The following is a 24,506-nucleotide window of genomic DNA, read 5'->3' on the forward strand; positions in this document are numbered from 1 at the left end:
TGTCCGGGCATTGCGGGAGATTGCCGCCCGCAATCGTGCGGCGACTGCCTGTACGGATCCGGTCGACGCGGCCGGTCAGTTGGCCGGAATTTTTCGTTTCTCGGGATCCTTCTGGGCGCTTCATTCGTCCTTCTCTTCGGGAAATGGGGGCGGAATCGGCCACACGAGCCGCATCCCGCAACCGGGCGGCGTAAAACAGCGCAAGCCGGGCAACCACTGGGGAGCCGTGCGTTCGGACACGGGCGAGGGGTCTGCTGGCGGTGGGGAGTGACACGTTGATGGGCACGGCGGAGCGGCGCGGGGCGCCCACCGAAGGCGGTCCGGCGCACCTGGCGGCGCGGCGGAACCCTGACGCACGGGATCACGACATTCAGGCGGGCAGGGGCGGGACCGGGCCCGCCGGGCACGCCACGGCTGAAGAGCGGCCGTACGACCGGCCGTTGTGGATCGAGGAGTCCGCGCGGCGGCGCCGAATGCCCGATCCGGTGCGTACGGCCGCGGTGCGGGCGGTGCTGATCATCGCCGTGACGCTGATCCAGGCGATGGTGGCGTTCCTGTGCACCCTGGCCGGATCATGGCTGGCGTTCCCGATGGTCCTCAGCAGTGTGGCGAGCACCGTGGTGGCGACGTGGGGTGCACTCGACGTCTGGGTGACCCGCCAGGTGTGGAACCAGCGCAACGGCGTGGTGTCGGTCCCGAGCAGCACCGCCCGTGCTCTGCGGCGCGAGCGGCGAAGGGCACGGCGGCAGGCGCGGGCGCAGGAGCGGATACGGCGACGGGGTGGAACAGGGCAGTTGTCGCACTCCTGAGAGAGCCGGGTTCGCCGAGGGCCGGACGGTGCGGCCCGGCCCGCGCGATCCACGCCCCTAGGGGGTTGCAGCTGCCGGGCGCTTGAACATCCGTGTCGCCGTGATCTCGCTGTGCACCGCCTCCTCCGCTCGGGGCTGCTGCGGCAGTCCGGGGCGGAGGTGTTCCTCCACGCTGATGTATTTGAGGCCGGCGCGGAGGTCGGCGTCGTTCCGCAGCCGGATCACCAGCGGGAACTCCGCCAGCGCCGTGGTGTCGAACAGGCCGGTGGTGTACAGGAGTTGGACGCCGAGCGCATCGGACACGGCCCGCTGGAGCTCCAGCAGGTAGGTGGCGTTGGCGCGCCCGATGGGGTTGTCGAGGAACAGCGTGCCGGCGTGCCGGTGCTTGTCGCGACCCCGGTCGTTCGACCGCAGCGCGGCCATCGTGCAGTACAGGGCGATGGCCGCGGTGAGCAGCTGCCCGCCGGAGAACACGTCGCCCATCTGCCCGACGGGCACCCGCTCGGCGCGCAGCACGGCGTCCGGCTTGAGGATTTCGACGGCGATGCCCTTGGGCTGTAGTGCCGCGCCCACCCCCCGGAGCAGCAGGGACATGCCGTCGCGCCGCAGGTCGGAGTTCTTCTTGACGGCCGCCCGGGTCGCCTCGTCGATGACCTCGCCGAGCCGCTCGGTGAGCGTGGCCTGGTCGGGTTCCTCGAAGCGGATGCGCAGGAACTCCTGCCCGGACCACTCGCCCAGCCCCTCGGGCAGCCGGGACAGCCGCTGGGCGGACCGTAGCGTCGCCAGTGCCGACTCCACGAGCCCGCGCAGCCGGTCCACGATCGAGTCCCGGTTCCGCTCCAGCTGCGCCAACTCATCGGTGAGGACACGGAGTCGGGGCGCGAACGCGTCCGCCCACTTCTGGGCGTGCTCGGGCAGGGCGGAGGCGGGCAGCTCGCGGATCTGCTGCCGGGCCGGGGTGCGGACCTGCTCGTAGCGCGTGGAGTTGGCGTGCCGGACCAGCACGTCGCTCGCCTCTCGTACGGCAGCCTCGGCGGCCGACAGGTCGGCGGCGCAGCCGCGCAGGGAGCGGCGAGCCTCGGCGGCCGCTTGACGGGCCTCCTCCAGACTGCCGGGGTACGGCTCCGGCTCCTCCTGCTCCTCGTCGGAGGCATGTTCACGCAGCAGGTCGCGGAGCATCGCGGCGATCTCGTCGAAGCCACCGGCCGCGTCCTCGGCCGCGCGGTGGGCGTCCAGGAGCTCGGCGTGCGCCTCGCGGGCCTGGCTCAACGCCTCGGTGCGGGAGGCGAGTTCGGCCGTCGCCGTGCGCAGCAGCGCCTGGGCGTGCTCGGCGTCGCGCGGCTGAAGCTCCTCGGGCAGCTCGGTGTGCGCCTCGCCCTCCTCGGGCGCGTGCCGCTCGGCCTCGCCGCGCAGCCGCCCGAGCTGCTCGCTCGCGGTCGACATCCGGGTCTCCAGGAGCTGCACCAGCTCCTCGGCCCGGGCGGCAGCCGCCTGCCGGGACGGCCCGTCGGACCCGTCCGGCGACTGCAGCAGCTGCTCCGCACGCGTACGGACCTTGTTGCTGAGCCGGTCCAGCTCGGTGCGGGCCGCGCTCTCGTCGCTCTCCGCGCGGGCCTGCTCGGCGCGCAGGTCGGCGCCGACGCCGACCTTCTCGTAGACCTGGGAGGCGGCGCGGTAGGCCTCACGGAGGGCGGGAAGCGACGACTTCGGGGCTGCCCTGTCGTCCTCCGGTACGTCGTCGGGGGCGCCCGCGATCTCCGCACGCTCGGCACGCAGTGCCCGCGCGGTGCGGCGGGCGTCGTCGGCGGCGCGCTGGGCGCCACGGCGGTCCTCGTCGGCGGCGCGGGCGCGCTCCAGGCAGACCTGGGCGCGCGCCTCCGACTCGACGCCGTCGTCGGCCAGTTCGCGCAGTTTGACCTGCCAGCCGGCCCGCTCACGCAGCCGGAAGGCGAGCCCGGCGAGGGCGTCGGCCGCGCGCCGGGCCTTCTGCGCTGCCTCCTGCCGCTCGTCCCGCGCCTGGGCCGCCTCGGCGGCGGCTTCGTCGGCCTCGGTCCGGATCGAACGCGCCTCGGTCAGCTCGGCTTCGGCCTCCTCGGCGAACGCACGCGCGTCCTGCGCGGCCTGAGCCAGCTCGATGAGCCGTCCCGCCGGGCAGCCGGTACGCCAGGAGGCGAGCCGCGCCGCCAGCTCCCGGTCCTTGCCGAGGCGGGCGGCCAGCGTCCTGATCTCCTCGTCCCGCTCGGTCGCCCGCGCGCGCAGTGCCTGCCGCTCCTCGTCGGCGGCATGCTCGTCGTGCATGGCAGGGTTCGGCGGTACGAGGAAGACGCTGCTGTCGCCCGAGTCGGCGGCCGGGGTGGGGGCGAGCAGGGCGGCGGCGGTACCGACGGCCACGGCGGATCGCGGCAGCAGCGCGGCCTCGCTGAGGGCCTCTCGGGCACGGGCGTGTGTGTCGGGATCGGTGATGATCACGCCGTCGACCAGTTCCGGCCGCGCCGCCAGCACGCGCGCGTGGTCGGCGGGGTCCACGGCCTGGGCAAGATAGCGCCAGCCGGGCAGCGCCGGGATGCCGTGCTCGCCCAGGAACTCCACGGTGGCCAGCACGTCCGGCCCGGGCGGCAGCAGCCCGCCGTCACCGAGCGCGCCCAGGATCCGGGAGTCGTCGGCCGCGGCGGTGCGCAGCTCGAAGAGCTGCCGTTCGGCCGAGGAGACCGAGTCGTCGAGCAGTTCGCGCAGCTCGTCGGCGAAGCGGTCCAACTCCTCGGCGGTGAGCGCCGCTTCCTCGCTCTCCGATTCGTGGCGGGGGTGCGGGATCGCCGACCGCGCCCGGTTGCTGCCGGACAGGCCCAGCAGCTCCGCCAGCCGCTCCTCGGCCGCCAGCGATTCCGCGGTGCGGCGCTCGGCCTCGTACGACCGCTGCGTCGCGGTCGCCGCGTCCGCCGCGCGGGCGGCCGTCAGCTCGGCACGGGATTCGGCGGAGGCTGCCTCGCGCGCGTGCTCCGTGGCCTTGCGCGAGGCCTCACGCACCGTGTCCCAGGCGGCGACCGCCGTCTTCTCGGCATCGCTGGCCGCGAGGGCGGCGCGGGCCGGATCGGCGTCGGGCGCGCTGTCGTCGAGCCACCCCGCGCGCACCGCCTCGGCGGTCTCCTGCTCGACCTCGCTGAGGCGCTGCCGCAGGTGCCCGATCTCACTGCGGGCTCGCTGCGCCTCCGTGGCGGCGGCGGTCGAGTCGCGGTAGGCGGTCTCGCCGACCTCCTGCAGGGCGGCGGACCGCTCCTCCTCCTCGTTGGCCAGGCTTTCGGCGCTCTCCGCGGCCGCATGCAGCGCCCGTACGAGATCCACGGCGGCCTTGGCGCGGGCGGCGAGCGCGGGGGCGGCGTCCCGCTCGGCCTCCTGGATGGCGGCGGCCACGCGCGCGACGCGGTCGGCGGCGGCACGGTGGCGCAGCGCGGACTCGGCGGCCTGCCAGGCGGAGTGCAGCGTGCGCGCGTCGGCGAGTTCGCGCTTCTGGCCGGCGGCGGACTTCTCTGCGGCGGCCAGCGCCAATGAGGCGTTTCGGTAGGCGAGTTCGGCGGCGATCAGCGCGCTGCGCTCCCGGGCCGCCTCGGAATGCATGGCCGCGTACGCGGCCGCCGTCACCCGCTGGGCGAGGTCGGCGGCCCGCACCCGCTCCTGCACGCCCCGCGCCGACAGCCGGCGGGCCAGCGTGCGGGTGCGGCGCTCGGCGCCGGCATGGATGTCCCGCGCACGCGCGCGTGCCTCTGCGGCCTCGACGATCCGCCCCAGCAGGTCCACCGATCCGGCGGTGAAGTCCCGTTCGGCGATCAGCTCGGCCCGGCGCCCCAGTTTGTTGCCGAAGCCGCTGACCAGGTCGGCGAGCCCGTCGGTGTCCCGCGTGTCGGTGACGGCACGCAGCAGCAGGTCGGTGAAGTCGGAGTCCTTCTTGACCGCGAAGAGGCCGGCCGCCTCGCCCTCGTCGGCGTTCATCTCCCGCTGGTAGCGGAAGAGTTCGGGGTCGAGGCCGAGGTCGCCGAGGTGCTCGATCCAGCGGTCGTGGATCTCCTCCCAGTGCACCTCCAGATGCGGATACGCCTTGCCCGCCTCGGTGAGGGCGTCGCGGAAGCCCTTCATGGTGCGCCGGCGGCCCTGGGCGCCCGACTGGCCCTCGACGGGCGGCCGTACGGAAGTGGCCTCGGCGACGGGCAGATTGTCCAGTGACAATCCGGGGCCGGGCCGGAAGGAGTACCAGGCCTCGGCGAACTTCCGCGGGTCGTTGGAGACTTGCCGTCCGCGCCATTCGCTGACCTTGCCGACGACGACGCATTCGCCGGTCAGCGTGTGCTGCCACTCCAGGGCGACGTGCCCGCAGTCGTCGGCGAGCAGGAACTTGCGCAGCACGCCGGAGCTGGCGCCGCCGAGGGTGTTGCGGTGGCCGGGCAGCATCACCGAGAAGATCAGCTTCAGCAGCACCGACTTGCCGCCGCCGTTCTCCAGGAAGAGCACACCGGCGGGCGCGGGGCGGCGCGGCGGGCCGACGGGCTCCTCCTCGAAGAACTCCGCCTGGGTGGGCGCGGGGTCGGGCACGGGCTCGCCCACGCCCCGCAGGTCCAGCACGGTGTCGGCGTAGCGCGCACCGGCGGGACCGATGGAGTAGAGGCGGACCCGGGACAGCTCGTACATGTCGGACTCTCGTAAATCTTCGGCAGGTCGGGGAGGTTCAGGAGTGGGACGACGCGTGGAACGGCAGCCCGGCGTCGGCCGCCAGCTCCAGGTCGTCGGTGCCCTCGGCGGGCAGCAGCGTCGGGGTGCCGTCGGTCACCGGGACCACGCCCAGCTCCAGCAGCTCGGCCATCGCGGCGCTGCCCGCCATGTCACGCACCTGGAGCTGATAGCGGGAGGTCGTCCGGTACGTGCCGCCGTTCTCGTCGCCGGTGCGCTGCAGGAATCCGGAGTCGGTGAGGAACGCGGCGGCCTTGCCGACGATGCCGGTGGTCGAACCGGCGAGTCTGCGCGCGTCCTTGGTGGCGCCGGTCGCGCTGCGTCTCGCCCAGATCCGCCACGCGGCCTCCAGCCCGGGCGCGTCGGTGGCCGGGTCGGTGTTGTCGCCGTGCTCCTCGGCGCGCTCCTCCAGCCGTCGGCAGGCCTGCCGTACGAAGGCGTCGACGCCGTTGACCGTCACGCGCCCGATGTATCCGTCGTCGGCCAGGTCCTCGGGGCGCGGGAACGCCGTGGCGGCGACGGCGAGATGGGCCAGCCCGTGCAGGAACCGGTCGCTGCCGTCGGCGGACGTACGACGCGCGTAGTCGCCCATGCGGACGGCGAACACGGAGTCCTCTGCGGCCGTCACGGCCATCCCCGCGCGCGGGGACACCTCAAGCACCACGAGCCCGAGCCCGGCGGCCACGGCGTCCGCGAGCCGCGCGAACGGCGGGTCCTCGCGGTAGCGGCGCAGCAGCTCGGCGTACTCCTGGTCGCGCGCGGGCTGCAGCTTGGGCTGCAGCCCGAACGCGACGAGCCGCGCCGCGTCGGCGGCGTCTGCGGGCGTGACGGCGGTACTCACCGGCGCTGCACCGGTGTCCGGCTCGCTCCACTCGACGTGCTCGGTCACGGCTGTCGCTCCTTGTTGCACTCACACTCGTACATACGCCGGTCGGCCCCGTTCACGCCGCCTCCGTCCTGTCCGCTGCCATCCCTGCCGCGTCCAGCAGGGCCGTGCCCACGATCAGGTCGGCCCCGCCGAACTCGGGATCGTCCAGCTCCGTCCCGTCGTCCACGGCGAACAGCAGCTTCTCCTCGCCCTGGCGGTAGGCGGTGCCCACCGCCGGACTGGCCGCGTGGACGGCCAACAGGGCCACCAGGTACGGCAGATCGGGGTCCCGGCGGCGCGCCTCGGCGAGCAGTCCGGACAGTCGGCGGGGAGCATCGGCCGGCAGGTCGAGCAACTCGGTCGCCGCGGCCAGCTGCTCCTCGCTGAAGCGGCTGTCGTCGGGTGTGGCGATGAGGTCCGGCTCGGGCATCTCCGCGCCGAGATGCTCGCGCTCCACCGGCGGCGTCAGCAATATGTCGACAAGGTCACTCACCCGCACCGACACCGGCGTGCGCAGGCCGGTGCCGCGCGCGAAGAAGGCGTCCGTGACACGAACCGCCTGCTCCAGAGGCAGCGGCAGGATCGGTGAGACCAGATGCCCGTACAGGTCGATCCCCGACGACGTCATCGGCGTCGCAAAGGCCTGCCGGTCCTGTTCGGCGCGGAACAGCGGCCCGGCCTCCAGCAGCCGGGACTGCAGCTGTGTGTGCCTGCGGATGCAGTCCTTGACGATGTCGACGAGCTCGGCCGCACGCCGCTTGTGCTCGGGGTCCTCGGTCTCGTCCCGTGCCTTGCGGATGTTGGTGAGGATGGCGTTCTCGTGGCGGTAGCGGTCGGCCACGTGGTCCAGCGCCTCGGCGATCATGTCGGGGACGGAGTTGAGCCAGTCCACCGCCCGCACATTGCGCCGGGTCGCGTCCAGGGCTCTGCGCAGGGTTTCCGAGTACTGCACCGTCCGGTAGCGGGCCTGCTCGGCGGCGAGCTGGGCGTCGGCGAGGCGGCCCCGGTTGATCAGGACCTCCAGCTTGACCTCGGCGGCGATCTGCGCGCTGGTGACGTCCGTGTCCAGGGCGCCGACCAGGACGTTGACCGCCTCGTCCGTCGTACGGAGGTAGACGGTGCCGCCGGGGCCCGGCACCTCCTCGATCAGTTTGAAGTCGTAGTCACGGCGGACATAGCTGCCGTCGGTCGCGAACGTGCCGTAGACAGCCCGGAAGCCGCGGTCGACGCTGCCGACGTTGATCAGGTTCTCCAGGACCCAGCGGGCCACCCGCTCGTGCTCGGCGACCGGCCGCTGCGGGGCCTGCGCGGCGATGCGCGGGATGAGCCGGGCGACTATCTGGTCGTGGTCGGCGCCCGTGTCGAAGTCCATGTTCAGGGTGACCAGGTCGATGGCGGCCAGGGCCACCTCCGCCATGCCGTACACCGAGTACTCGCCTGCGAGGTTGGCCTTGCGTGCATCGAGGTCGTGCAGCGGCGCGGTGCAGGCGAGCGCGCGCAGGCGCCGCGCCAGCCCCTCGTCGGCGGCCGGGCCCGGTGCGGGGCGCGGCCCCGCGCTGAGCTGGGGCGGAACGCTGTCCGTCGATGCAGGCGAAGTCACGGTGCACAGACTAGGTCCTCGGTCTGACAACGGCCCAAACGGCACGGATTGCCTCCGGCGGTTGGGCGGGCGGCTACCGGTTGAGTTTCGTGCGCGGGCCGGTGGGGGTTGATCGCGCAGTTCCCCGCGCCCCTTAAGGGGCGCCGTCCTCGCCCACCCTTCGCCTGTACACCTCGACCACGCGCTCCAGGGAGTCCTCGAGGTAGATCTCCAGCAGCTTCTCGGCCTCCGGCCGGTCCCCCGTCTCCAGCGCCTGCAGGATCTGCCGGTTACGCGTGAGGTAGGGCTCGTGCAGGCGGCGTGGGTCGTCCACGACGTGGAAGGCGAGGCGCAGTTCGGCGAAGACGCTGCGCATCAGTTCGTCGGTGCGGGCGCTGCCGGCGAGGGCCACCAGCTCACGGTGGAAGTGGATGTTGGCGGTACCCACGCCTTTCCAGTCACCTTCGCGCGCCGCCCCCTGCCCCTCCTCGACGACCTCGGTGAGCGTCTCCAGGCCGTACGGCGGCTCGCCGAGCCCGCGGACGACGGCGCACTCGACGAGGCGGCGGGTGCGGTAGATGTCCTCGACGTCCTCGACGGTCAGGACCCGGACGAAGACGCCCCGGTTCAGCTCGTGGACGAGCAGACGTTCGTGTGTGAGCAGCCGGAACGCCTCGCGCAGTGTGTTGCGGGAGACCCCGAGCGCGCCGCCGATGCTGTCCTCCGACAGCCGGGTCCCGGGCGGGAAGAACCCCTCGGCGATACGTCCCCTCAGGATGTCCGAGACGCGTTCCGCGGTGCTGGTGCGCCCCAGGAGAGCCCGGTCGTCGGCCAGTCCCGTCAGCTGCTCTGCCATGCCCGGAATTCAATCGCAGATACAAGAACGAAACAACATGGGTATTGAAGGATCGTTCAACGATCCTCTACCTTGCTACGCACGGCACGGCTCACCCCTGAAGCACCCTCCGTCCTCCTACTGCGAGGTGCCCATGAGCTCGACCCCTCCACCACAGGCCCTGACCAAGCAGCCCGGAACCGATGAACACGCCCTCGACGACGGCGCGTTGGGCTGGCTGCGCGCCCTGGGGCCGCGCGGCCGCCGGGCCTTCGCCGGCGCGTTCGGCGGCTATGCCCTGGACTCGTACGACTACTTCACGCTGCCCCTGAGCATGGTCGCGCTGGCCGCGTACTTCGGCCTGGACAGCGGCCAGACCGGCCTCTTTACAACCGTCACGCTCGTGGTCTCCGCGGTCGGCGGCGCCGTCGCAGGCGTGGTCGCGGACCGCGTCGGCCGGGTCAGGGCACTGATGATCACGGTGATCACCTACGCGGTCTTCACCGTGGCCTGCGGCTTCGCGCCCAACTACGAGACGCTGCTGGTCTTCCGGGCCCTCCAGGGCCTCGGCTTCGGCGGTGAGTGGGCGGTCGGAGCGATCCTCGTCGCCGAGTACGCGAGCGCCAGGCACCGCGGCCGTACCCTCGGTGCGGTCCAGAGTTCATGGGCCGTGGGCTGGGCGCTCGCCGCGATCGTGTACACCCTGGTCTTCTCGTTCGCCGGGGCCGATCTGGCCTGGCGCATCATGTTCTGGACGGGCGCGCTCCCCGCACTGCTGGTGATCTGGATGCGGCGTCGGGTGCACGACGCCCCGGAGGCTGCCGCCGTACGCGAACAGAGCGCACAGAAGGGCTCGTTCACCGCGATCTTCAAACCCGGCCTGCTGCGCACCACGGTCTTCGCCGGACTGCTCTCCACCGGCGTCCAGGGCGGCTATTACACGCTCGCCACCTGGGTACCGACGTACCTCAAGACCGACCGCGGCCTGTCGGTCGTCGGCACCGGCGGCTATCTGACGTTCCTGATCTCCGGCGCGTTCCTCGGCTATCTGACCGGCGGCTACCTCACCGACCGGCTGGGCCGCAAGCGCAACATCTGGCTGTTCGCCCTGCTGTCGGCCGTCTGCATCCTGGCGTACGCGAACATCCCGCACGGGGCCAACACCCTGCTGCTGGTGCTCGGTTTCCCGCTCGGGTTCTGCATGTCGGCGATCTTCAGCGGCTTCGGCTCCTACCTCAGTGAGCTGTACCCGACGGCGGTCCGGGGCACGGGACAGGGCTTCACGTACAACACCGGGCGCGCCGTGGGCGCCGTCTTCCCCACCACGGTCGGCTTCCTGGCCGACAGCTGGGGCGTGGGCGGCGCGCTGGTGCTCGGTGCAATCGGTTACGGCATCGCGGCGCTGGCGCTGCTGGGGCTGCCGGAGACGCGCGGGAAGGAACTCGCGTGAACCGTACGGAAGACCGCCCGCTGACGGTCGTCGACGAGCACGCGCACGCGTGGAGCCCGAAAACCGCCCGGAGCCGCTTCCGGGACGGGCTCACCGGGGCCACCGCCGGGGTCGCGGCCGGCCACACCCAGGTCAACCTGATCTCGGTGCCCGCCGACTGGGCGTACGACATGCTGCTGTTCTGCCAGCGCAACCCCAAACCCTGTCCGGTGCTCGACGTCACCGACGCCGGCGCCGTCACCACGGTCCTCGCGGACGGCGCGGACCTGCGCACCGACCTGCCGCGCTACCGGGTGTGGCAGGACGGCGAGTTGGTGGACGAGCCGACGGACGTACGCGCGCACTGGCGCGAGGACCTGGTGTCCTTCCTCATCGGCTGCAGCTTCACCTTCGAGTGGGCGCTGGCCGGGGCGGGCGTCCCGATCCGTCACGTCGAGCAGGGCCGCAACGTCCCGATGTACGTGACCAGCCGTCAGTGCCGGCCTGCGGGGCGGCTGCACGGCCCCCTGGTGGTGTCCATGCGGCCGGTGCCGCCGGCGCACCTGGCGGCGGCGATCCGGGAGAGCAGTCTGCTCCCGGCGGTGCACGGCAGCCCCGTTCACTGCGGCGATCCCGCGGGGCTGGGTATCGACGACCTCGGCCGCCCCGACTTCGGCGACCCGGTGGACGCCGAGCCGGACGACATCCCGGTGTTCTGGGCCTGCGGAGTGACCCCGCAGGCGGCGGTGATGGCCTCGCTCCCGCCGTTCGCCATCACCCATGCACCGGGGCAGATGTTCCTGACCGACGCCCGCGACGAGCAGTACCGCGTGGCCTGAGAGAAACCACGAAGGATCCATGACCTCGATCGATCTGAACGCCGACCTCGGCGAGGGCTTCGGCCGCTGGCAACTGACCGACGACGAGCGGCTGCTGTCCGTCGTCACCAGCGCCAACGTGGCCTGCGGCTTCCACGCCGGGGACGCGGCCACCATGCGGCGGGTGTGCGAGCTCGCGGCCGAGCGCGGCGTCCGGATCGGCGCCCAGGTCTCCTACCGGGACCTGGCGGGGTTCGGGCGGCGCGCCATGGACGTGCCGCCCGCAGAACTCGCGGCCGAGGTGGCCTACCAGATCGGCGCCCTGGAGGTCTTCGCGCGCGCGGCGGGCACGCGCGTGTCGTACGTCAAGCCGCACGGGGCGCTCTACAACCGCGTCGTGCACGACGAGGAGCAGGCCGGTGCGGTCGTGGACGGCGTACGGCTCGCCGACGCCTCGCTGCCCGTGCTGGGCCTGCCCGGCTCGCGGCTGCTGGAACTGGCCGACAAAGCGGGCCTTCCGGCCGTCACGGAGGCCTTCGCCGACCGCGCGTACACCGCGCAGGGCACGCTCGTGCCGCGCGGCCACGACGGCGCCGTGGTCACCGACCCGGAGGCGGTCGTGGCGCGCTCGGTGGGCCTGGCCCGCTTCGGCACGGTCACCTCGCACTCCGGTGCCCGCATCGACGTACGCGCGCGTTCCCTGTGCCTGCACGGGGACACGCCGGGCGCCGTCGAACTGGCCCGACGGGTCCGGGAACGCCTGCAGGAGTCGGGGGTCCGGGTGGAGGCCTTCGCATGAGGGCGCTGCCCGTCGGGGACAGTGCCCTGCTCGTCGAGGTGTCCTCCGGGGACGAGGCTCAGGCCCTGCATGCGGAGTTGCTGCGCCGCCGTGCGGAGGGGCTGCTCACGGTGCGCGAGATCGTCCCCGCGGCCCGCACGGTCCTGCTCGACGGTCTCGACGACCCGGTCCGACTGGCTTCCGAACTGACCGCCTCCGAGGTGCCCCCCGCTCCCCGTCGCGAACAGGCCGTCGTGGACATCCCGGTGCACTACGACGGTCCCGACCTGGCCGATGTGGCCGCGCACTGGCGCGTCGGCGAGCGGGAAGTGGCCCGTATCCACGCGGAGACCGAATTCACCGTCGCCTTCTGCGGGTTCGCCCCGGGCTTCGGTTACCTCACCGGCCTGCCGCCGCGGTACGACGTCCCGCGCCGCGTCACCCCGCGCACGGCGGTCCCGGCCGGTTCGGTTGCGCTGGCGGGCGCCTACACGGGCGTGTACCCGCGTTCGTCGCCGGGCGGCTGGCAGTTGATCGGGCGCACGGAGAGCGTGCTGTGGGACCACGCGCGCGTGCCGGCCGCGCTGCTGTCGCCCGGCACGCGCGTGCGCTTCGTCCCGGTGGGGTGCCCATGACGGACCGCGCACTCGTCGTCGTACGAGCCGGAGCGCTGAGCACCGTGCAGGACCGGGGCCGCCCCGGCCACGCACACCTCGGCGTACCCCGCTCCGGTGCGCTCGACATCCCGGCGGCGGCGCTCGTCAACCGGCTGGTCGGCAACGCGCCCGAGGCAGCCGTCCTGGAGACCACGGTCAACGGGTGTGCCCTACGACCCCGTTCGACAGTCACGGTCGCGGTCGGGGGCGCGCCCTGCCCGGTCACGGTGGACGGCCGGCCGGTCGCCTGGGGAGCGCCGGTGAGGGTGCCCGCGGGCGCCCTCCTGGACGTCGGCACAGTTGTCTCCGGAGTACGCGCCTACGTGGCCGTCTCGGGCGGCATCACCGTCGACCCGGTGCTGGGCAGCCGCTCCACGGATCTCCTGTCCGGCCTCGGCCCGGCCCCACTCACGAACGGCACCGTGCTGCCCCTGGGGAACCCGATGGGCCTGCACGCACACGTGGACGTCGCTCCGCAGCCGGCGCCCCCGGCCGAACTGGTCCTGCGGGTCACGCCGGGCCCGCGCGACGACTGGTTCACGCCGGACGCCTTCCGCACGTTCACGTCGCGCACGTACCGGGTCTCCCCGGCCAGCAACCGCATCGGACTACGCACGGAGGGACCCGCGCTGGGGCGGGCCCTGCCGGGTGAACTGCCCAGCGAGGGCATGGTGCTGGGCGCGGTCCAGGTCCCGCCGGACGGCAGACCGGTCGTCTTCCTGGCCGACCACCCGACCACCGGGGGTTACCCGGTGATCGCGGTCGTCCGCACACAGGATCTTCAGGCCGCCGCCCAAGCGGCACCGGGCACGCCGGTCCGCTTCATAAAGACACGGCACCACTAACGCCCCGATAGGGGCGCGGGGAACTGCGCGACCAGCCACAACGGACCCGCAAAGACCAACCGGCCCCCGCGCAGCGCTACGCCGCATCCGGCTGCTCCGCAACAGAAACTGCAGCCAACGCCGCCGACACAGCCGCAGCGGCCCGCAGATCCAGCCGCGCGCTGGTCCCCCGCACCCGATGCCGCATCTCGTCCGCGGCCAGCCGCAACAGCTGCGGCAACAGGTCGGTGCACCGCCGCGCAACCCACGCGGTACCTGCCGTGGCCAGCCACAACAAGCTCGCCGACCGTGTGGGCACCGGGAACTCCGGCTCGGGCGACGGTGCGATGCCCGCCGCACGGTCCGCTTCCGCCAGCAGCGAGTGGAAGCGCACGGCCAGCTGCCGGTGCCCCTGTTCGCCCGGGTGCAGCCGGTCCGCACTCCACATCGCCCGGTCCGTGATCCAGGCTTCCTCGGCCGCATGGAGATGGACGGCCCCGTAGCGGTCGGAGAGCGCGTGGACCACCCGGTTGACGGCCCGCTGCCGCCGGGCCAGCGGACGGGCCAGCGAACCCGGCAGGCCGAGCATCGAGCCGGGGTCGGGCAGACAGGCCGTGAGGAGGGTCGCGCCCTGCTTGGTGAAGGCGGCGTACACCTTGTCGAGCCGTTCGGCCACGGCGTGGATGTCGAAGGTGCAGCGCAGGGTGTCGTTGACGCCGATGACCACGGACACCACGTCCGGCTTCAGAGCGAGCCCGGCCGGCGTCTGCTGCTCCAGCACCTCCCGGGTCTGCGCCCCGCTGACGGCGAGGTTGGTGAACTCCACTGGCTCCTCGGCGAGCCCGCCGGCGAGCAGCGCGGCCCAGCCGCGCCACCCGTCGGCGACGGGATCACCCACACCCTCGGTCAGCGAGTCCCCGAGAGCGACGAAACGCACCGGTCTCATGCCACGCCCCCGGGCACGAAAGGACGCACCGGTACCGTCGCGTCGTGCGCGGCGAGGAACGCGTCGACGGCCGTGCTCCACCCGAAGCACTCCGCACGCGCGCGTGCGGTCTCGCGCCGCTCGCGCTCGGGGAGTTCGAGCAGCATGTCGACGGCGTCGGCGAAGGCTTCCCCGTGGTCCGCCGCGACGGCGCCGGCGGATCCGATCACCTCGGGCAGCGCGGACGACGTGCTCACCACCACGGGCGTGCCGCAGGCCATCGCCTCCAGCGCGGCGAGCCCGAAGGTCTCGGCGGGCCCGGGTGCCAGGCACACATCGGCGGAGGCCTGGAGCGCGCCCAGCGCACCGCGGTCGGAGACATGCCCGAGGAAGGTGACCGGCAACCCGCGCTCCCGCGCCCGCTGTTCCAGCCGCGGGCGCAGCGGCCCGTCCCCGGCCACCACCAGCACCGCCCGCCTGCCCCGCCGAAGCAGCGCCTCCAGGGCGTCCAGCGCCGTGCCGGGCCGCTTCTCGACGGACAGCCGGGTGCAGGTGACGAGCAGCGACTCGTCCACGCGCGCATAGCGTGCACGCAGCCCCGGGTCGCGCAGCGCGGGATGCCGCTCGACCAGGTCGACGCCCAGCGGGGCACGTACGACATTGCGGGCGCCGATCCGCACGAACTCCCGCTCGGCGAACTCGGTGGTGCACACCACGCGCGCGTACGTGTGCGCCGTACGGACGTTGAGAGCGTCGGCGGCGCGGCGGGCCGCACCCTCCGACAGACCCCACGTGCGCAGGACGCCGTCGGCGGTCTCGTGGGAGACCATCACGGCGGGCACCCGGGCGCGTCGCGCCCACTTGCCGGTCCACCTGAGGGTCGTACGGTCGGAGACCTCCAGGCGGTCGGGCGCCAGCTCCTCCAGGAGCCGGGCCACCCGCCGCTTGTCGGTGAGCACGCGGTACCCGCCCGTACCGGGCAGCAGCGGCCCGGGCAGGGTGATGACCCGCCCCTGCTCGGTGTCACGGTCGTCGGCGCGTTCGCCGGGGACGATGAGCACGGGCTCGTGGCCTGCGGCCTTGAAGCCCTTGCCCAGTTCGCGCAGCGCGGTGCGCAGACCGCCGGAGGAGGGAGCGACGAAGTTCGCCAGACGCACGATCCGCAACGAGGTCATACCGCCACCGCCGTCTTCTTCCGCGCGGCGAGCACGTCCGCGTAGTGCCCGATCAGCTGATCGCCCACGGCAGCCCAGGTGCGTCCCTCGACGGTGGCGCGCGCGGTGGCGCCGAAGGTGACCCGCCGCTCCGGGTCTGCGGCCAGGGACCGCACGGCATCCCGTACGGCGTCGGCGTCATGAGGCGGCACCAGCAGCCCGGTGCGCCCGTGGGCGACCAGGTCGAGGGGACCGCCGACGGCGGGCGCGACGACGGGGACGCCGCTCGCCATGGCCTCCTGCACGGTCTGGCAGAAGGTCTCGAAGGGACCGGTGTGCGCGAAGATGTCCAGCGAGGCGTAGATCCGGGCGAGTTCGTCGCCGGTGCGGCGGCCGAGGAAGACAGCGCCCGGCAGTGCCTCGGCGAGGCTCGGCTGGCTGGGGCCGTCGCCCACGACCACGACCTTCACTCCTTCGAGGCCGCATACGCCGGCCAGGAGCTCGATGTGCTTCTCGGGGGCGAGCCGGCCGACGTAGCCGACGATCAGCTCACCGTTCGGGGCGAGTTCGCGGCGCAGGGCCTCGTCGCGCAGGTGGGGGCGGAAACGGACGGTGTCCACGCCGCGCTGCCAGAGCTTGACCCGGGGCACGTCGTGGGTCTCCAGGTCGTGCATGGAGGCGCTGGAGGGGGCGAGGGTGAGGTCGGCGGCGGAGTGGACGGAGCGGATGCGCCGCCAGGCCGCGGCCTCGCCGGCGCCCATGTAGGTGCGGGCATATCCGGCCAGGTCCGTCTGGTAGACGGCCACGGCCGGGACGCCGAGACGGGCGGCGACCGCCATGCCGCGGACGCCGAGGACGAAGGGGCTGGCCAGGTGGACGATGTCGGCCCGGTGTTCGGCGACGGCCGCGGCCAGGCGCCGGCTGGGCAGGGCGACACGGACCTGGGGATAGCCCGGTAGCGGGAGGGAGGGGACACGGACGACGGGGCACGGCGCCTGGGCGTCGGGCCCGGTCCCGGCCCGGCCGACCAGAGCGGTGCTGGCCGGGGCGACGACGAGCGGAAGGTGACCGCGATCTACGAGGTGCCGGGCGGTCTGGAGCGCGCAGTGGGCCACGCCGTTCACGTCGGGGGGAAAGGATTCGGTCACTATGACGACACGCATACCCGTGTTGTCGCCGTGCTGGACGTGGTCGCGTCAACGTGGATCTTTGCGAACGATGAACGTCCCGTGAGCGTTCCTCTGCACACCCGAGCAGGTCAGGCCCTGTCCATGACCGCCTGACCCGCGGGTCACCCGTTGTTCATCCGGCGGCCCTGCCGCGGCCCGGTGTACGCGTGCGTGGCTGGCTCAAACAGCGGGCCCGTCGGGTGCGATCCGACTTCGTACGGCCGTCTGCACTTCGGCTTCCTCGGCCGGATCGGCGGCGAGTCGGCGGAGCTGTTCGACGACCCGTGCATCACCGGTCTCGGCATGCCGGGCGGCGATTTCGCGGGTGGTCTCCTCGCAGTCCCAGAGGCACTCGACGGCGAAGCCTGCCGGGAAGGAGGGGTCGGTGGCGGCGAGAGCGCGGGCGGCCCGGCCGCGGAGATGGGAGGAGGCGGTCTCGCGATAGATATGGCGGAGCACGGGGGCGGCGCAGGCGATGCCGAGCCGGCCGGTGCCGTCGACGAGGGTCCACAGGGTCGGGGTGTCCGGCCCTTCGCCTCGTACGGCTTCCCGCAGGGCGCCCAGGACCAGTTCCTTGTCCTCGGTTCCCCCTCGGCAGGCGAGCATACGGCCGGCGGCGGCGCCCAGGGGGTCGGGCCGGTGGGCCCAGCCGCGGGCCCGGTCGACGGCGGCGACACTGCGCATCCGTTCGAAGGCGTCGACGGCGGCCTCCACGACGACCGGTGAGCCAGTGAGCACGGCACCCTCGATCAGGTCGAGGGCGTCGGGATCATTGCTGTCGGCGAGGTAGCGCAGCGCGGTGCAGCGGGCTCCGTCGGTGCCGTCCTTGGCGGCCTGCACGATCTCGGGCCGGTCCTCGGGGCCTGCGACGGCGGTGAGGCAGCGGGCGGCCGGGACGTGCAGCGCGGCGCCCCTTTCGACGCCCTGCTGGGCCCACTCGAACACGGCCTGCACGCTCCACCCCGGACGGGGCCCGGACGGTCGCATCTGCCGCTGCCAGCGGTCGAAACAGCCGGTCTCCTGAGCGGCACGCACACGCGTGGCGATCGACTCGCGCGGATCCTCGGCCCACAGGCGCCACGGCCGGGGCTCGAAGGCGTCGCGCACGACGGCGGCCAGTTCGGCCTCGCCCTCGGTGTCGGTGGCGAAGCGGGCCAGCACGGGAACGGCGAGGGCCCGTAGACCGGCGTCGTCGTCGCGCAGGGCCAGTTCGTCGAGAGCCCAGGCCCAGTTGGAGCCGGAGGCCGCGTACCTGCGCAGCAGTTCGAGCGCGTCCCGCCTGCCGTACGAGGCGAGGTGGCCGAGGACGGCCAGGGCCAGCCCGGTGCGGGACTCCTCGGTGTCGAAGACGTCCTCGACGTCGAAGAGGTGGGCCTCGATCTCGTCCAGCTCGCCGTTCAGGTCGAGGTAGAGACGGGCGTAGTAGAGGGAGCGGTTCTCCACCTGCCAGTCGTGGCGGGGATCGCGCAGCACACAGTGGTTCAGCGCCGCGAGCGCCTCGGCGCGCGGGGCGGTGAGCGCGTGCAGCGTGCCGTCGCCGCGGCCCCGCTGGAGCAGGCCGAGCAGCGTACCGCTGGGCGCTATGACCGGTTCGAACATGGGAAACAGCCTCACATCAAGCCTCGACGCAACCGGGAAACACGCATTACCTGGCCGCGTGACACAACGTCGGGGCGCCCGCCGTCTCTTGCTTGCTGTAGACCATCTTCCTCTGCCTCTCGTCATTGGCCCATGCGGACCGCATCACGGCCCGCGCGGTGCGGCAACACCTGCCCAGCCATCGCGTCCGTGAATCACGACGTCATGATGACTCGGCACTTCGACCTGCCGCGACCGAAATTTCGGCGGCCCTGTACCGCCTCCCCCGTTTTCTGTGTTTGTGCTGGTCAGAACGTTCGGATCAGTGTGCGCCGAACAACTCGAGCAGTTCCGTCTTGCCGAACATCCGCGCCGTGTCGGCGGCCGACGGGGTACCCGCGGCCGGATCGGCGCCGCCCTCCAGGAGGGCCTTGATCACTTCCGTCTCGCCCTTGAAGACGGCCCCGGCGAGCGGGGTCTGGCCCCGGTCGTTGATCCGGTCGCCCTCTGCGCCCCGGGCGAGCAGGGCGCGCACCGCGTCCGCGTGCCCGTGGTAGGCGGCGAGCATCACGAGCGAGTCACCGCGGTCGTTGGTGAGGTTTGCCGGGACTCCCGCGTCGACGTACGCCACGAGCGCCTCGGTCTGTCCCTGCCGGGCCAGATCGAAGATCTTGGTCGCCAGCTCCACGACCTCGGGGTCGGGGGCTTCTGTCATCGGCCGGACCGCCTCTCCATACAACCGTTCAGGTGAATCGCCAGAGTACTGGCTTCCGCGGCACATGACCCGATCCGCCGGAGGTAAAGATCACCACAGACCGGGTGGGACAGGAGAGTCCGGCCCGGCCGACCCGGGCCGACTCGACCACATGGGGGATATTCGCCGAGATTCACCCAATTGCACCTTTAATAGTATGGATACATGCTGTGATCCTGGAAGTACTCATGGTGACTGTCCCCGTGAACCAGGAGAAATGAAATGATCTTGTCCATCTCAGGCGTGGTCCTGCTCGGCATCATCGTCTTCCTCTTCTTCCGCAAGGACGGCCTCAAGGCGTCGCACATGCTGGTCTCGGCGCTGTTCGGGTTCTACCTCGCGAGCACGGCGATCGCCCCGAGCATCAAGGCCGGCGGCGAGAGCCTCGCGAGCCTCCTCGGCGGCATCAAGTTCTGAGCCGCCCCTCCCGTCCGCACGCACCATCAGGAGACAGCAAGTGGCCCGGCGCCCCCTCCCCCGCATCCTGACCACCGGCAGCGCGCAGATCGCCCGTAGCCGGGAGCTGGCCCGGACCGCGGCCGACAGCGCCACCGACGTCCTCCACCCGCTGATCACGATCACCCGCGGACTGCGCCGACTGGCGGCCACCGGGCGGCGCAGGTGGGCCGACACACCCAAGGACAGGCGCGGGCCGCTGCTGTTCCTGGTGGCCTCGGTGGTCCTGGTCGTGGCACTCGTGCCGTACGGGCCGCTGCTCGCCGTCATCAGTCTGATGGCGGCGGCAGCCCTGCATGGCCGGGACCGCGAACCGGCGGCACCCGAAGGGCCCGACGAGTCCCAGGTACAGCGCCTCAAGTCGCTGTACGAGGCGCTGATCCCGTACTTCTCGATCGCCGAGGACCTCTCTCCCCTGTACGCCCACGGCGGAGAGTGGGAGAAGGCCTTCCCCGCGTACGAGTTCGACGAATCGGGCCGTGTCACCCACCTCGTTATCCGCTATCCGGCGTACTTCACCGACGGCGAGGCCGATTCGCGCGCCCGGATCGAGCAGCTGCTGCATGCCAAGTCGGGACGCGGCCGCGAGTACCACTTCGCGTGGGAGGAAGAGGGCAACGAGCTCACGGTCACGGTCCTGCCCCCACTGCCCACCGACATCGCCGCCCAGCGATTCGTCACGGCGCCGGGCGAGACGGTCCTCGGATTCACGGACCCCACCCAGGTCCGGCGCACGCTTCCCCTCACCTACGGTGAGGAGAGACGCGACATCCCGCCGGTCGTCTGGCGCACCGGCATGCGCTCCACCGAGCCGCACCTCCTGATCATGGGTCAGCCGGGCAGCGGCACCTCGACCCTGCTGCGCTCCATCGCCCTGCAGGCGCTCCAGCACGGCGATGTCGTGATCGTCGAGGGCGGCACCGGCGAGTACGCGTGTCTGACCGGCCGCGACGGCGTGCTGGCCGTCGAGTGCGGACTGACCGGGGCGCTGACGAGCCTTGAGTGGGCCGCCCATGAGACGGAGCGCCGCCTGATCGCCGCGAACCGCGCCCGTCAGTCCGGCCACGAGCCGCCGGAGGACACCAAGCGCCCCCTGTGGCTCCTCCTGGACCGCCCGAGCGCCTTCGCCCACCTCGCCGCCGCGGACGGCCGCAAGGACCCGCAGTCCCTGCTCCAGGTCCCGCTCCGGCACGGCCGCGCGGCGAATGTGACGGTCGTGGTGGGCGAGCAGTTCGACAGCGCCGACGCGCTGAGCGATGACGTACGACAGCACACACGCGCGCGTGTCGTCCTCGGCCCCGCCACGGCCGAGCAGCTGGCGGGGGTCCTGGGCGCTCTGCCGCCCACGACTCCGGCCGCCGAGGTCCCGCCCGGCCGCGGTTACGCCCGTCTCGGCGCGGGTTCGGTGCACCGGCTTCAGGTCCCGTCGACTCCGTGCCCGTACGACGACACGACGAGCGACGCGCACCGGAAGGCGGTGCTGGCACTGCTGCCGCCGCGGACCACGCCGGGGGACCTGGAGCCGGTCGAGGCGGAACCTGCCCAGGCGGTGCTGGTCAAGGCGAAACCTGTCGAGGCGGTGCCGGTGGAGGCGGTGCCGATCGACAAGGAGCCGGTCGAGGCGGCTTCGGTGCCCGCGGAGGCCATGGCGGGCGAGGCGCCCTAGGGGCGTCTGATGGCTCTTGGTCGGACATCGTCCGGTGGGCCGGCGCCGCACGAGGTGCCGGCTGCCGCGCCAGGTTCGCCGGCAACCGCCCAGGGACGGCTTCAAGAGCCGTCAGAAACGGCCCAGGTCGCACCGGCGGGGCGGCCGTCCTGGGCTGCGGGCGAGGCGGATTGAGGCTGATGCCGCCTCCCGGGCGCGGCAGATGCGGGTGGAGTGGGCCGGGGTGTCGCGGCACTCGCCCGCCGACAGACCGGCCGCCTCACGGGCCGCCCCGAGGCGTACGTCCCCACTGCACCCTGACCGTGCCTACGCCACGAACGTCCCCAGTGCGCCAACGCGTCGCGGACCCTCGCACGGCACTCGCCCGCCGACAGACCGGCCGCCTCACCGGCCGCCCCGAGGCGTACGTCCCCACTGCACCCTCCCCGTGGCTACGCCACGAACATCCGCGGTGCCTCCCCGCTCCCCGACGCCCCGCTCTCCACCAACCGCGCCGCCGCAGCCAGCCGCACGGCCGCCTCCTCGGCGACCGCACCCCCGACCGTGAACGGCAGCCGCACATACCCCTCGAAGGCACCGTCGACCCCGAACCGCGGCCCCGAAGGCACCCGCACCCCGACCCGCTCCCCCACCTCGGCGAGCCGCGAACCCGACAGTCCCCCGGTCCGCACCCACAGCGTGAGTCCGCCCCTCGGGACCTCGAAGCCCCAGTCGGGCAGCTCCCGCCGCACCGCCGCGACCAGAGCGTCGCGGTTCTCCCGGGCCTGCCCGCGCCGCAATTCCACGGCCTGCTCCCAACCCCCCGTGCTGAACAGCCAGTTCACGGCGAGCTGCTCCAGCACCGGGGTGCCCAGATCGGCGTACGCGCGCGCGGCGACCAGGCTGCGGATCACGTCCGGTGCCGCGCGCACCCAACCGATGCGCATCCCCGCCCAGAAGGCCTTGCTGGCCGAACCGACGGTGATCACCGTGGACCCGGCGGGGTCGAAGGCGCACACGGGCCGCGGCATCGCCCCCTGCTCGAAGCCCTCGTCCAGCCACAGCTCGCTCATCGTCTCGTCGGCGATCAGCACCGTCCCCGCCGACCGGGCCGCCTCCACGAGCTGCCGCCGCTGGTCGTCGTCGGCGAGTGCACCCGTCGGGTTGTGGAAGTCGGCGACGATGTACGCGATCCGGGGCGCGGCGTCCCGCAGCACCTGCCGCCAGCGGTCCATGTCCCAGCCGGCCAGTCCCTCGGCCATCGCCACGGGCACCAGCCGCGCGCCCGCCTCCCGCATCAGCTGGAGGATGTTGGCGTACGACGGCGACTCGACGGCGATGCGCTCGCCCCGCCCAGCGAAGAGGTGACAGATCGCGTCGATCGCGCCCATGGCGCCGGTGGTCACCATGATCTGCTCGGGCATCGTGGGGATCCCCCGCGCGGTGTACCGGTCGGCGATCATCGAGCGCAGCGCGGGCAGCCCGGCCGGATAGTCCCCGTGGGTGTGGGCGTACGGGGGCAGCTCTTCCAGGGCGCCCTGGACGGCGCGGGTCAGCCAGGGCTCGGGCGCGGGGAGCGCCGCGCAGCCCAGGTCGATCATCGAGCCCAGGGCCTCGGGCGGAAGGGGTTCCAGGCCGCGCGCGGGGAGCGGGTTCCCGGCCGGTACGGCGGTCCAGCTGCCGGCCCCGCGCCGCGACTCCAGGAATCCCTCGGTGCGCAGCGCCTCGTAGGCGGCCGCGACCGTCGTACGGCTGACGGACAGGGCCAGGGCCAGCTCACGTTCGGCGGGCAGCCGGGCGGCCACCGGGACGCGGCCCTCCAGGACCAGCAGCCGGATGCCGTCGGCCAGGGCGCGGTAGGCGGGCGGGCGGCGGGTGCCGGGGCCCGCCGGGCGGTCCTGCTGGGAGTTGAGCAGCCGGGCGAGCTGCGCCGCCCCCATCGCCGAGGTCCACGCCGCCATCGAAATCAGTCCACCTTCCCCGAATTGGCCATGGATGATGTTTCCACCCAAGCCACAGGGTGTCACGAACCAGGCCACTGCGACCACAGGGGGGCACCTCTTGTCCACGAAGAACCGTCTCGGGCGACGGTTGATCCAGCTGTACGTCGGCCTCGTGCTGTACGGCGCGAGTGCCGCGCTGCTCGTCGAGGCGGGCCTGGGACTCGAACCCTGGGGGGTGCTGCACCAGGGTCTGGCCGAGCTCACCGGCCTGACCATCGGTGTCGTGTCGATCGTCGTGGGCGCGGCGGTGCTGCTCCTGTGGATCCCGCTGCGCCAGCGCCCGGGGCTGGGCACGGTCTCCAACGTCTTCGTGGTCGGCATCGCCATGGACGGCACGCTCGCCCTCGTCCCGGACGTGCACTCCCTGGCCGTACGGATCCCGCTCCTCCTGGCCGGCGTCCTGCTCAACGGTGTGGCCACAGGCCTCTACATCTCCGCCCGCTTCGGTCCGGGACCGCGGGACGGGCTGATGACCGGCCTGCACCGGCGCACCGGCCGCTCGATCCGCCTGATACGGACGGCGATCGAGCTGGCGGTCGTCGCCTCCGGCTTCGCCCTCGGCGGCACGGTCGGCATCGGCACTGTCCTGTACGCGGTGTCGATCGGCCCGCTCGCCCAGCTCTTCCTGCGAGTGTTCGACGTCCCGTCGGCATCCGGCGGCAGCACGGTCGTTGCCGAAGGGCAACCCCGAAGGGCGATACTGCGACGGTGACCACGCCGATACGCCACCCCTATCTCGACCATCCGGGCCCGATCCCCTTCGCCCACCGGGGCGGGGCCGCGGAGGGCCTGGAGAACACCGTGCTGCAGTTCCGGCGAGCAGTGGAGGCGGGCTACCGCTACATCGAGACCGACGTCCACACCACGGCGGACGGCAAGCTGGTCGCCTTCCACGACTCGACCCTGGACCGGGTGACGGACGGCGCGGGGCGGATAGCGGACCTGCCGTGGCAGGAGGTCAGCCACGCGCGCGTGGCGGGCAAGGAGCCGGTGCCGCTCTTCGAGGAGCTGCTGGAGACCTTCCCCGAGGTGCGCTGGAACGTGGACCTCAAGGCGGAGTCCTCGCTGCACCCCTTCCTGGACCTGATCGAGCGCACGCGCGCGTGGGACCGGATCTGTGTCGGCTCGTTCTCCGAGGCGCGCGTGGTGCGCGCCCAGCGGCTGGCCGGTCCGCGGCTGGCGACGTCGTACGGCACGCGTGGTGTGCTGAATCTGCGGCTGCGCTCCTGGGGTGTGCCGGCCGCGCTGCGCGCCTCCGCGGTCGCGGCCCAGGTGCCCGAGTCCCAGTCCGGCATCCAGGTCGTCGACCACCGCTTCGTCCGCGCCGCCCACGCGCGCGGGCTGCAGGTGCACGTGTGGACCATCAACGAGCCCGATCGCATGCACCGCCTCCTGGACCTGGGAGTCGATGGCATCATGACCGATCACATCGACACGTTGCGCAAGGTCCTGGAAGAACGCGGCGTCTGGGCCTGAACGCCCGACGGCCCCGCCCCGAGCCTTCGCACGG

At 72.8% G+C, this 24,506-nt stretch carries 20 protein-coding genes; 10 read left to right on the plus strand and 10 right to left on the minus strand.

All coding sequences use genetic code 11. The annotated features are described in order from the left end of the window. The first annotated feature begins 278 nt into the window (after positions 1–278). The gene (locus P2Q00_RS20425) at positions 279–809 is read left to right on the plus strand and encodes a hypothetical protein (RefSeq protein WP_275774055.1); all 531 of its coding nucleotides are present in this window, start codon (positions 279–281) and stop codon (positions 807–809) included. A gap of 57 nt (positions 810–866) precedes the next feature. Here the strand turns inward: P2Q00_RS20425 and P2Q00_RS20430 are convergent, their stop codons facing one another. The 4 genes from P2Q00_RS20430 to P2Q00_RS20445 form a co-directional block, all read right to left on the minus strand. Then, positions 867–5,486, minus strand: a complete 4,620-nt coding sequence (locus P2Q00_RS20430) for a hypothetical protein (RefSeq protein WP_275774056.1) — start codon at positions 5,484–5,486, stop codon at positions 867–869. 37 nt (positions 5,487–5,523) lie between these two features. Next, positions 5,524–6,414: a hypothetical protein gene (locus P2Q00_RS20435; protein ID WP_275774057.1), complete on the minus strand. Its 891-nt coding sequence runs from the start codon at positions 6,412–6,414 to the stop codon at positions 5,524–5,526. Between the two features lie 52 nt (positions 6,415–6,466). After that, entirely contained in the window at positions 6,467–7,993 is a 1,527-nt protein-coding gene (locus P2Q00_RS20440) for a hypothetical protein (RefSeq protein WP_275774058.1), read from the minus strand. A gap of 133 nt (positions 7,994–8,126) precedes the next feature. Beyond that, positions 8,127–8,828, minus strand: a complete 702-nt coding sequence (locus tag P2Q00_RS20445) for a GntR family transcriptional regulator (RefSeq protein WP_275774059.1) — start codon at positions 8,826–8,828, stop codon at positions 8,127–8,129. A 133-nt stretch (positions 8,829–8,961) separates the two neighbouring features. Between P2Q00_RS20445 and P2Q00_RS20450 the strand changes: the two genes are divergently transcribed. The 5 genes from P2Q00_RS20450 to P2Q00_RS20470 are packed head-to-tail and all read left to right on the plus strand — an operon-like array spanning position 8,962 to position 13,333. Then, the gene (locus tag P2Q00_RS20450) at positions 8,962–10,257 is read left to right on the plus strand and encodes an MFS transporter (protein ID WP_275774060.1); all 1,296 of its coding nucleotides are present in this window, start codon (positions 8,962–8,964) and stop codon (positions 10,255–10,257) included. Further along, positions 10,254–11,075: a putative hydro-lyase gene (locus P2Q00_RS20455; RefSeq protein WP_275774061.1), complete on the plus strand. Its 822-nt coding sequence runs from the start codon at positions 10,254–10,256 to the stop codon at positions 11,073–11,075. The genes P2Q00_RS20450 and P2Q00_RS20455 overlap by 4 nt, the downstream gene beginning before the upstream one ends. 19 nt (positions 11,076–11,094) lie before the next feature. Further along, a complete protein-coding gene (locus tag P2Q00_RS20460) occupies positions 11,095–11,853 on the plus strand; it encodes a LamB/YcsF family protein (protein ID WP_275774062.1) in 759 nt (252 codons plus the stop codon). Beyond that, positions 11,850–12,467 (plus strand): 5-oxoprolinase subunit PxpB, encoded by a 618-nt coding sequence (pxpB, locus tag P2Q00_RS20465; protein WP_275774063.1) that lies wholly within the window; start codon positions 11,850–11,852, stop codon positions 12,465–12,467. Before P2Q00_RS20460 ends, pxpB begins: the two co-directional genes overlap by 4 nt. Further along, complete coding sequence (locus tag P2Q00_RS20470) at positions 12,464–13,333, plus strand: 5-oxoprolinase subunit C family protein (RefSeq protein WP_275774064.1); 870 nt, start codon at positions 12,464–12,466, stop codon at positions 13,331–13,333. Before pxpB ends, P2Q00_RS20470 begins: the two co-directional genes overlap by 4 nt. 76 nt (positions 13,334–13,409) lie before the next feature. Here the strand turns inward: P2Q00_RS20470 and P2Q00_RS20475 are convergent, their stop codons facing one another. The 5 genes from P2Q00_RS20475 to P2Q00_RS20495 form a co-directional block, all read right to left on the minus strand. Continuing rightward, positions 13,410–14,258 (minus strand): SGNH/GDSL hydrolase family protein, encoded by an 849-nt coding sequence (locus P2Q00_RS20475; protein WP_275774065.1) that lies wholly within the window; start codon positions 14,256–14,258, stop codon positions 13,410–13,412. After that, positions 14,255–15,412: a glycosyltransferase gene (locus P2Q00_RS20480; RefSeq protein WP_275774066.1), complete on the minus strand. Its 1,158-nt coding sequence runs from the start codon at positions 15,410–15,412 to the stop codon at positions 14,255–14,257. Before P2Q00_RS20480 ends, P2Q00_RS20475 begins: the two co-directional genes overlap by 4 nt. Further along, entirely contained in the window at positions 15,409–16,554 is a 1,146-nt protein-coding gene (locus P2Q00_RS20485; protein WP_275774067.1) for a glycosyltransferase family 4 protein, read from the minus strand. The genes P2Q00_RS20480 and P2Q00_RS20485 overlap by 4 nt, the downstream gene beginning before the upstream one ends. Before the next feature lie 186 nt (positions 16,555–16,740). Continuing rightward, positions 16,741–18,159, minus strand: coding sequence for a HEAT repeat domain-containing protein (locus tag P2Q00_RS20490; RefSeq protein ID WP_275774068.1), 1,419 nt, complete (start codon positions 18,157–18,159; stop codon positions 16,741–16,743). 301 nt (positions 18,160–18,460) lie between these two features. Beyond that, positions 18,461–18,853 carry an ankyrin repeat domain-containing protein gene (locus tag P2Q00_RS20495; RefSeq protein WP_275774069.1) on the minus strand — a complete coding sequence of 131 codons (393 nt, stop codon included), beginning with the start codon at positions 18,851–18,853 and terminating at the stop codon, positions 18,461–18,463. 261 nt (positions 18,854–19,114) lie between these two features. Here P2Q00_RS20495 and P2Q00_RS20500 point away from each other — a divergent pair, with 261 nt between their 5' ends. Both P2Q00_RS20500 and P2Q00_RS20505 read left to right on the plus strand, forming a co-directional pair. Beyond that, positions 19,115–19,309 (plus strand): hypothetical protein, encoded by a 195-nt coding sequence (locus P2Q00_RS20500; protein ID WP_099934012.1) that lies wholly within the window; start codon positions 19,115–19,117, stop codon positions 19,307–19,309. 40 nt (positions 19,310–19,349) lie between these two features. After that, positions 19,350–21,014, plus strand: a complete 1,665-nt coding sequence (locus P2Q00_RS20505) for a P-loop NTPase family protein (protein ID WP_275774070.1) — start codon at positions 19,350–19,352, stop codon at positions 21,012–21,014. A gap of 431 nt (positions 21,015–21,445) precedes the next feature. Here P2Q00_RS20505 and P2Q00_RS20510 read toward each other — a convergent pair whose 3' ends face one another. Next, positions 21,446–22,954 (minus strand): SCO1417 family PLP biosynthesis transcription factor, encoded by a 1,509-nt coding sequence (locus P2Q00_RS20510; RefSeq protein WP_275774071.1) that lies wholly within the window; start codon positions 22,952–22,954, stop codon positions 21,446–21,448. A gap of 100 nt (positions 22,955–23,054) precedes the next feature. On the opposite strand from P2Q00_RS20510, the gene yczE reads away from it, so the two are divergent. Together yczE and P2Q00_RS20520 are read left to right on the plus strand one after the other, a co-directional pair. After that, entirely contained in the window at positions 23,055–23,708 is a 654-nt protein-coding gene (gene yczE / locus P2Q00_RS20515; RefSeq protein ID WP_275774072.1) for a membrane protein YczE, read from the plus strand. Further along, on the plus strand, positions 23,705–24,472 hold the full coding sequence (locus P2Q00_RS20520; RefSeq protein WP_275774073.1) for a glycerophosphodiester phosphodiesterase family protein: 768 nt from the start codon (positions 23,705–23,707) through the stop codon (positions 24,470–24,472). The genes yczE and P2Q00_RS20520 overlap by 4 nt, the downstream gene beginning before the upstream one ends. Positions 24,473–24,506 lie beyond the last annotated feature (34 nt).

Source organism: Streptomyces coacervatus (genome assembly GCF_029223485.1).
GTDB lineage: Bacteria > Actinomycetota > Actinomycetes > Streptomycetales > Streptomycetaceae > Streptomyces > Streptomyces coacervatus.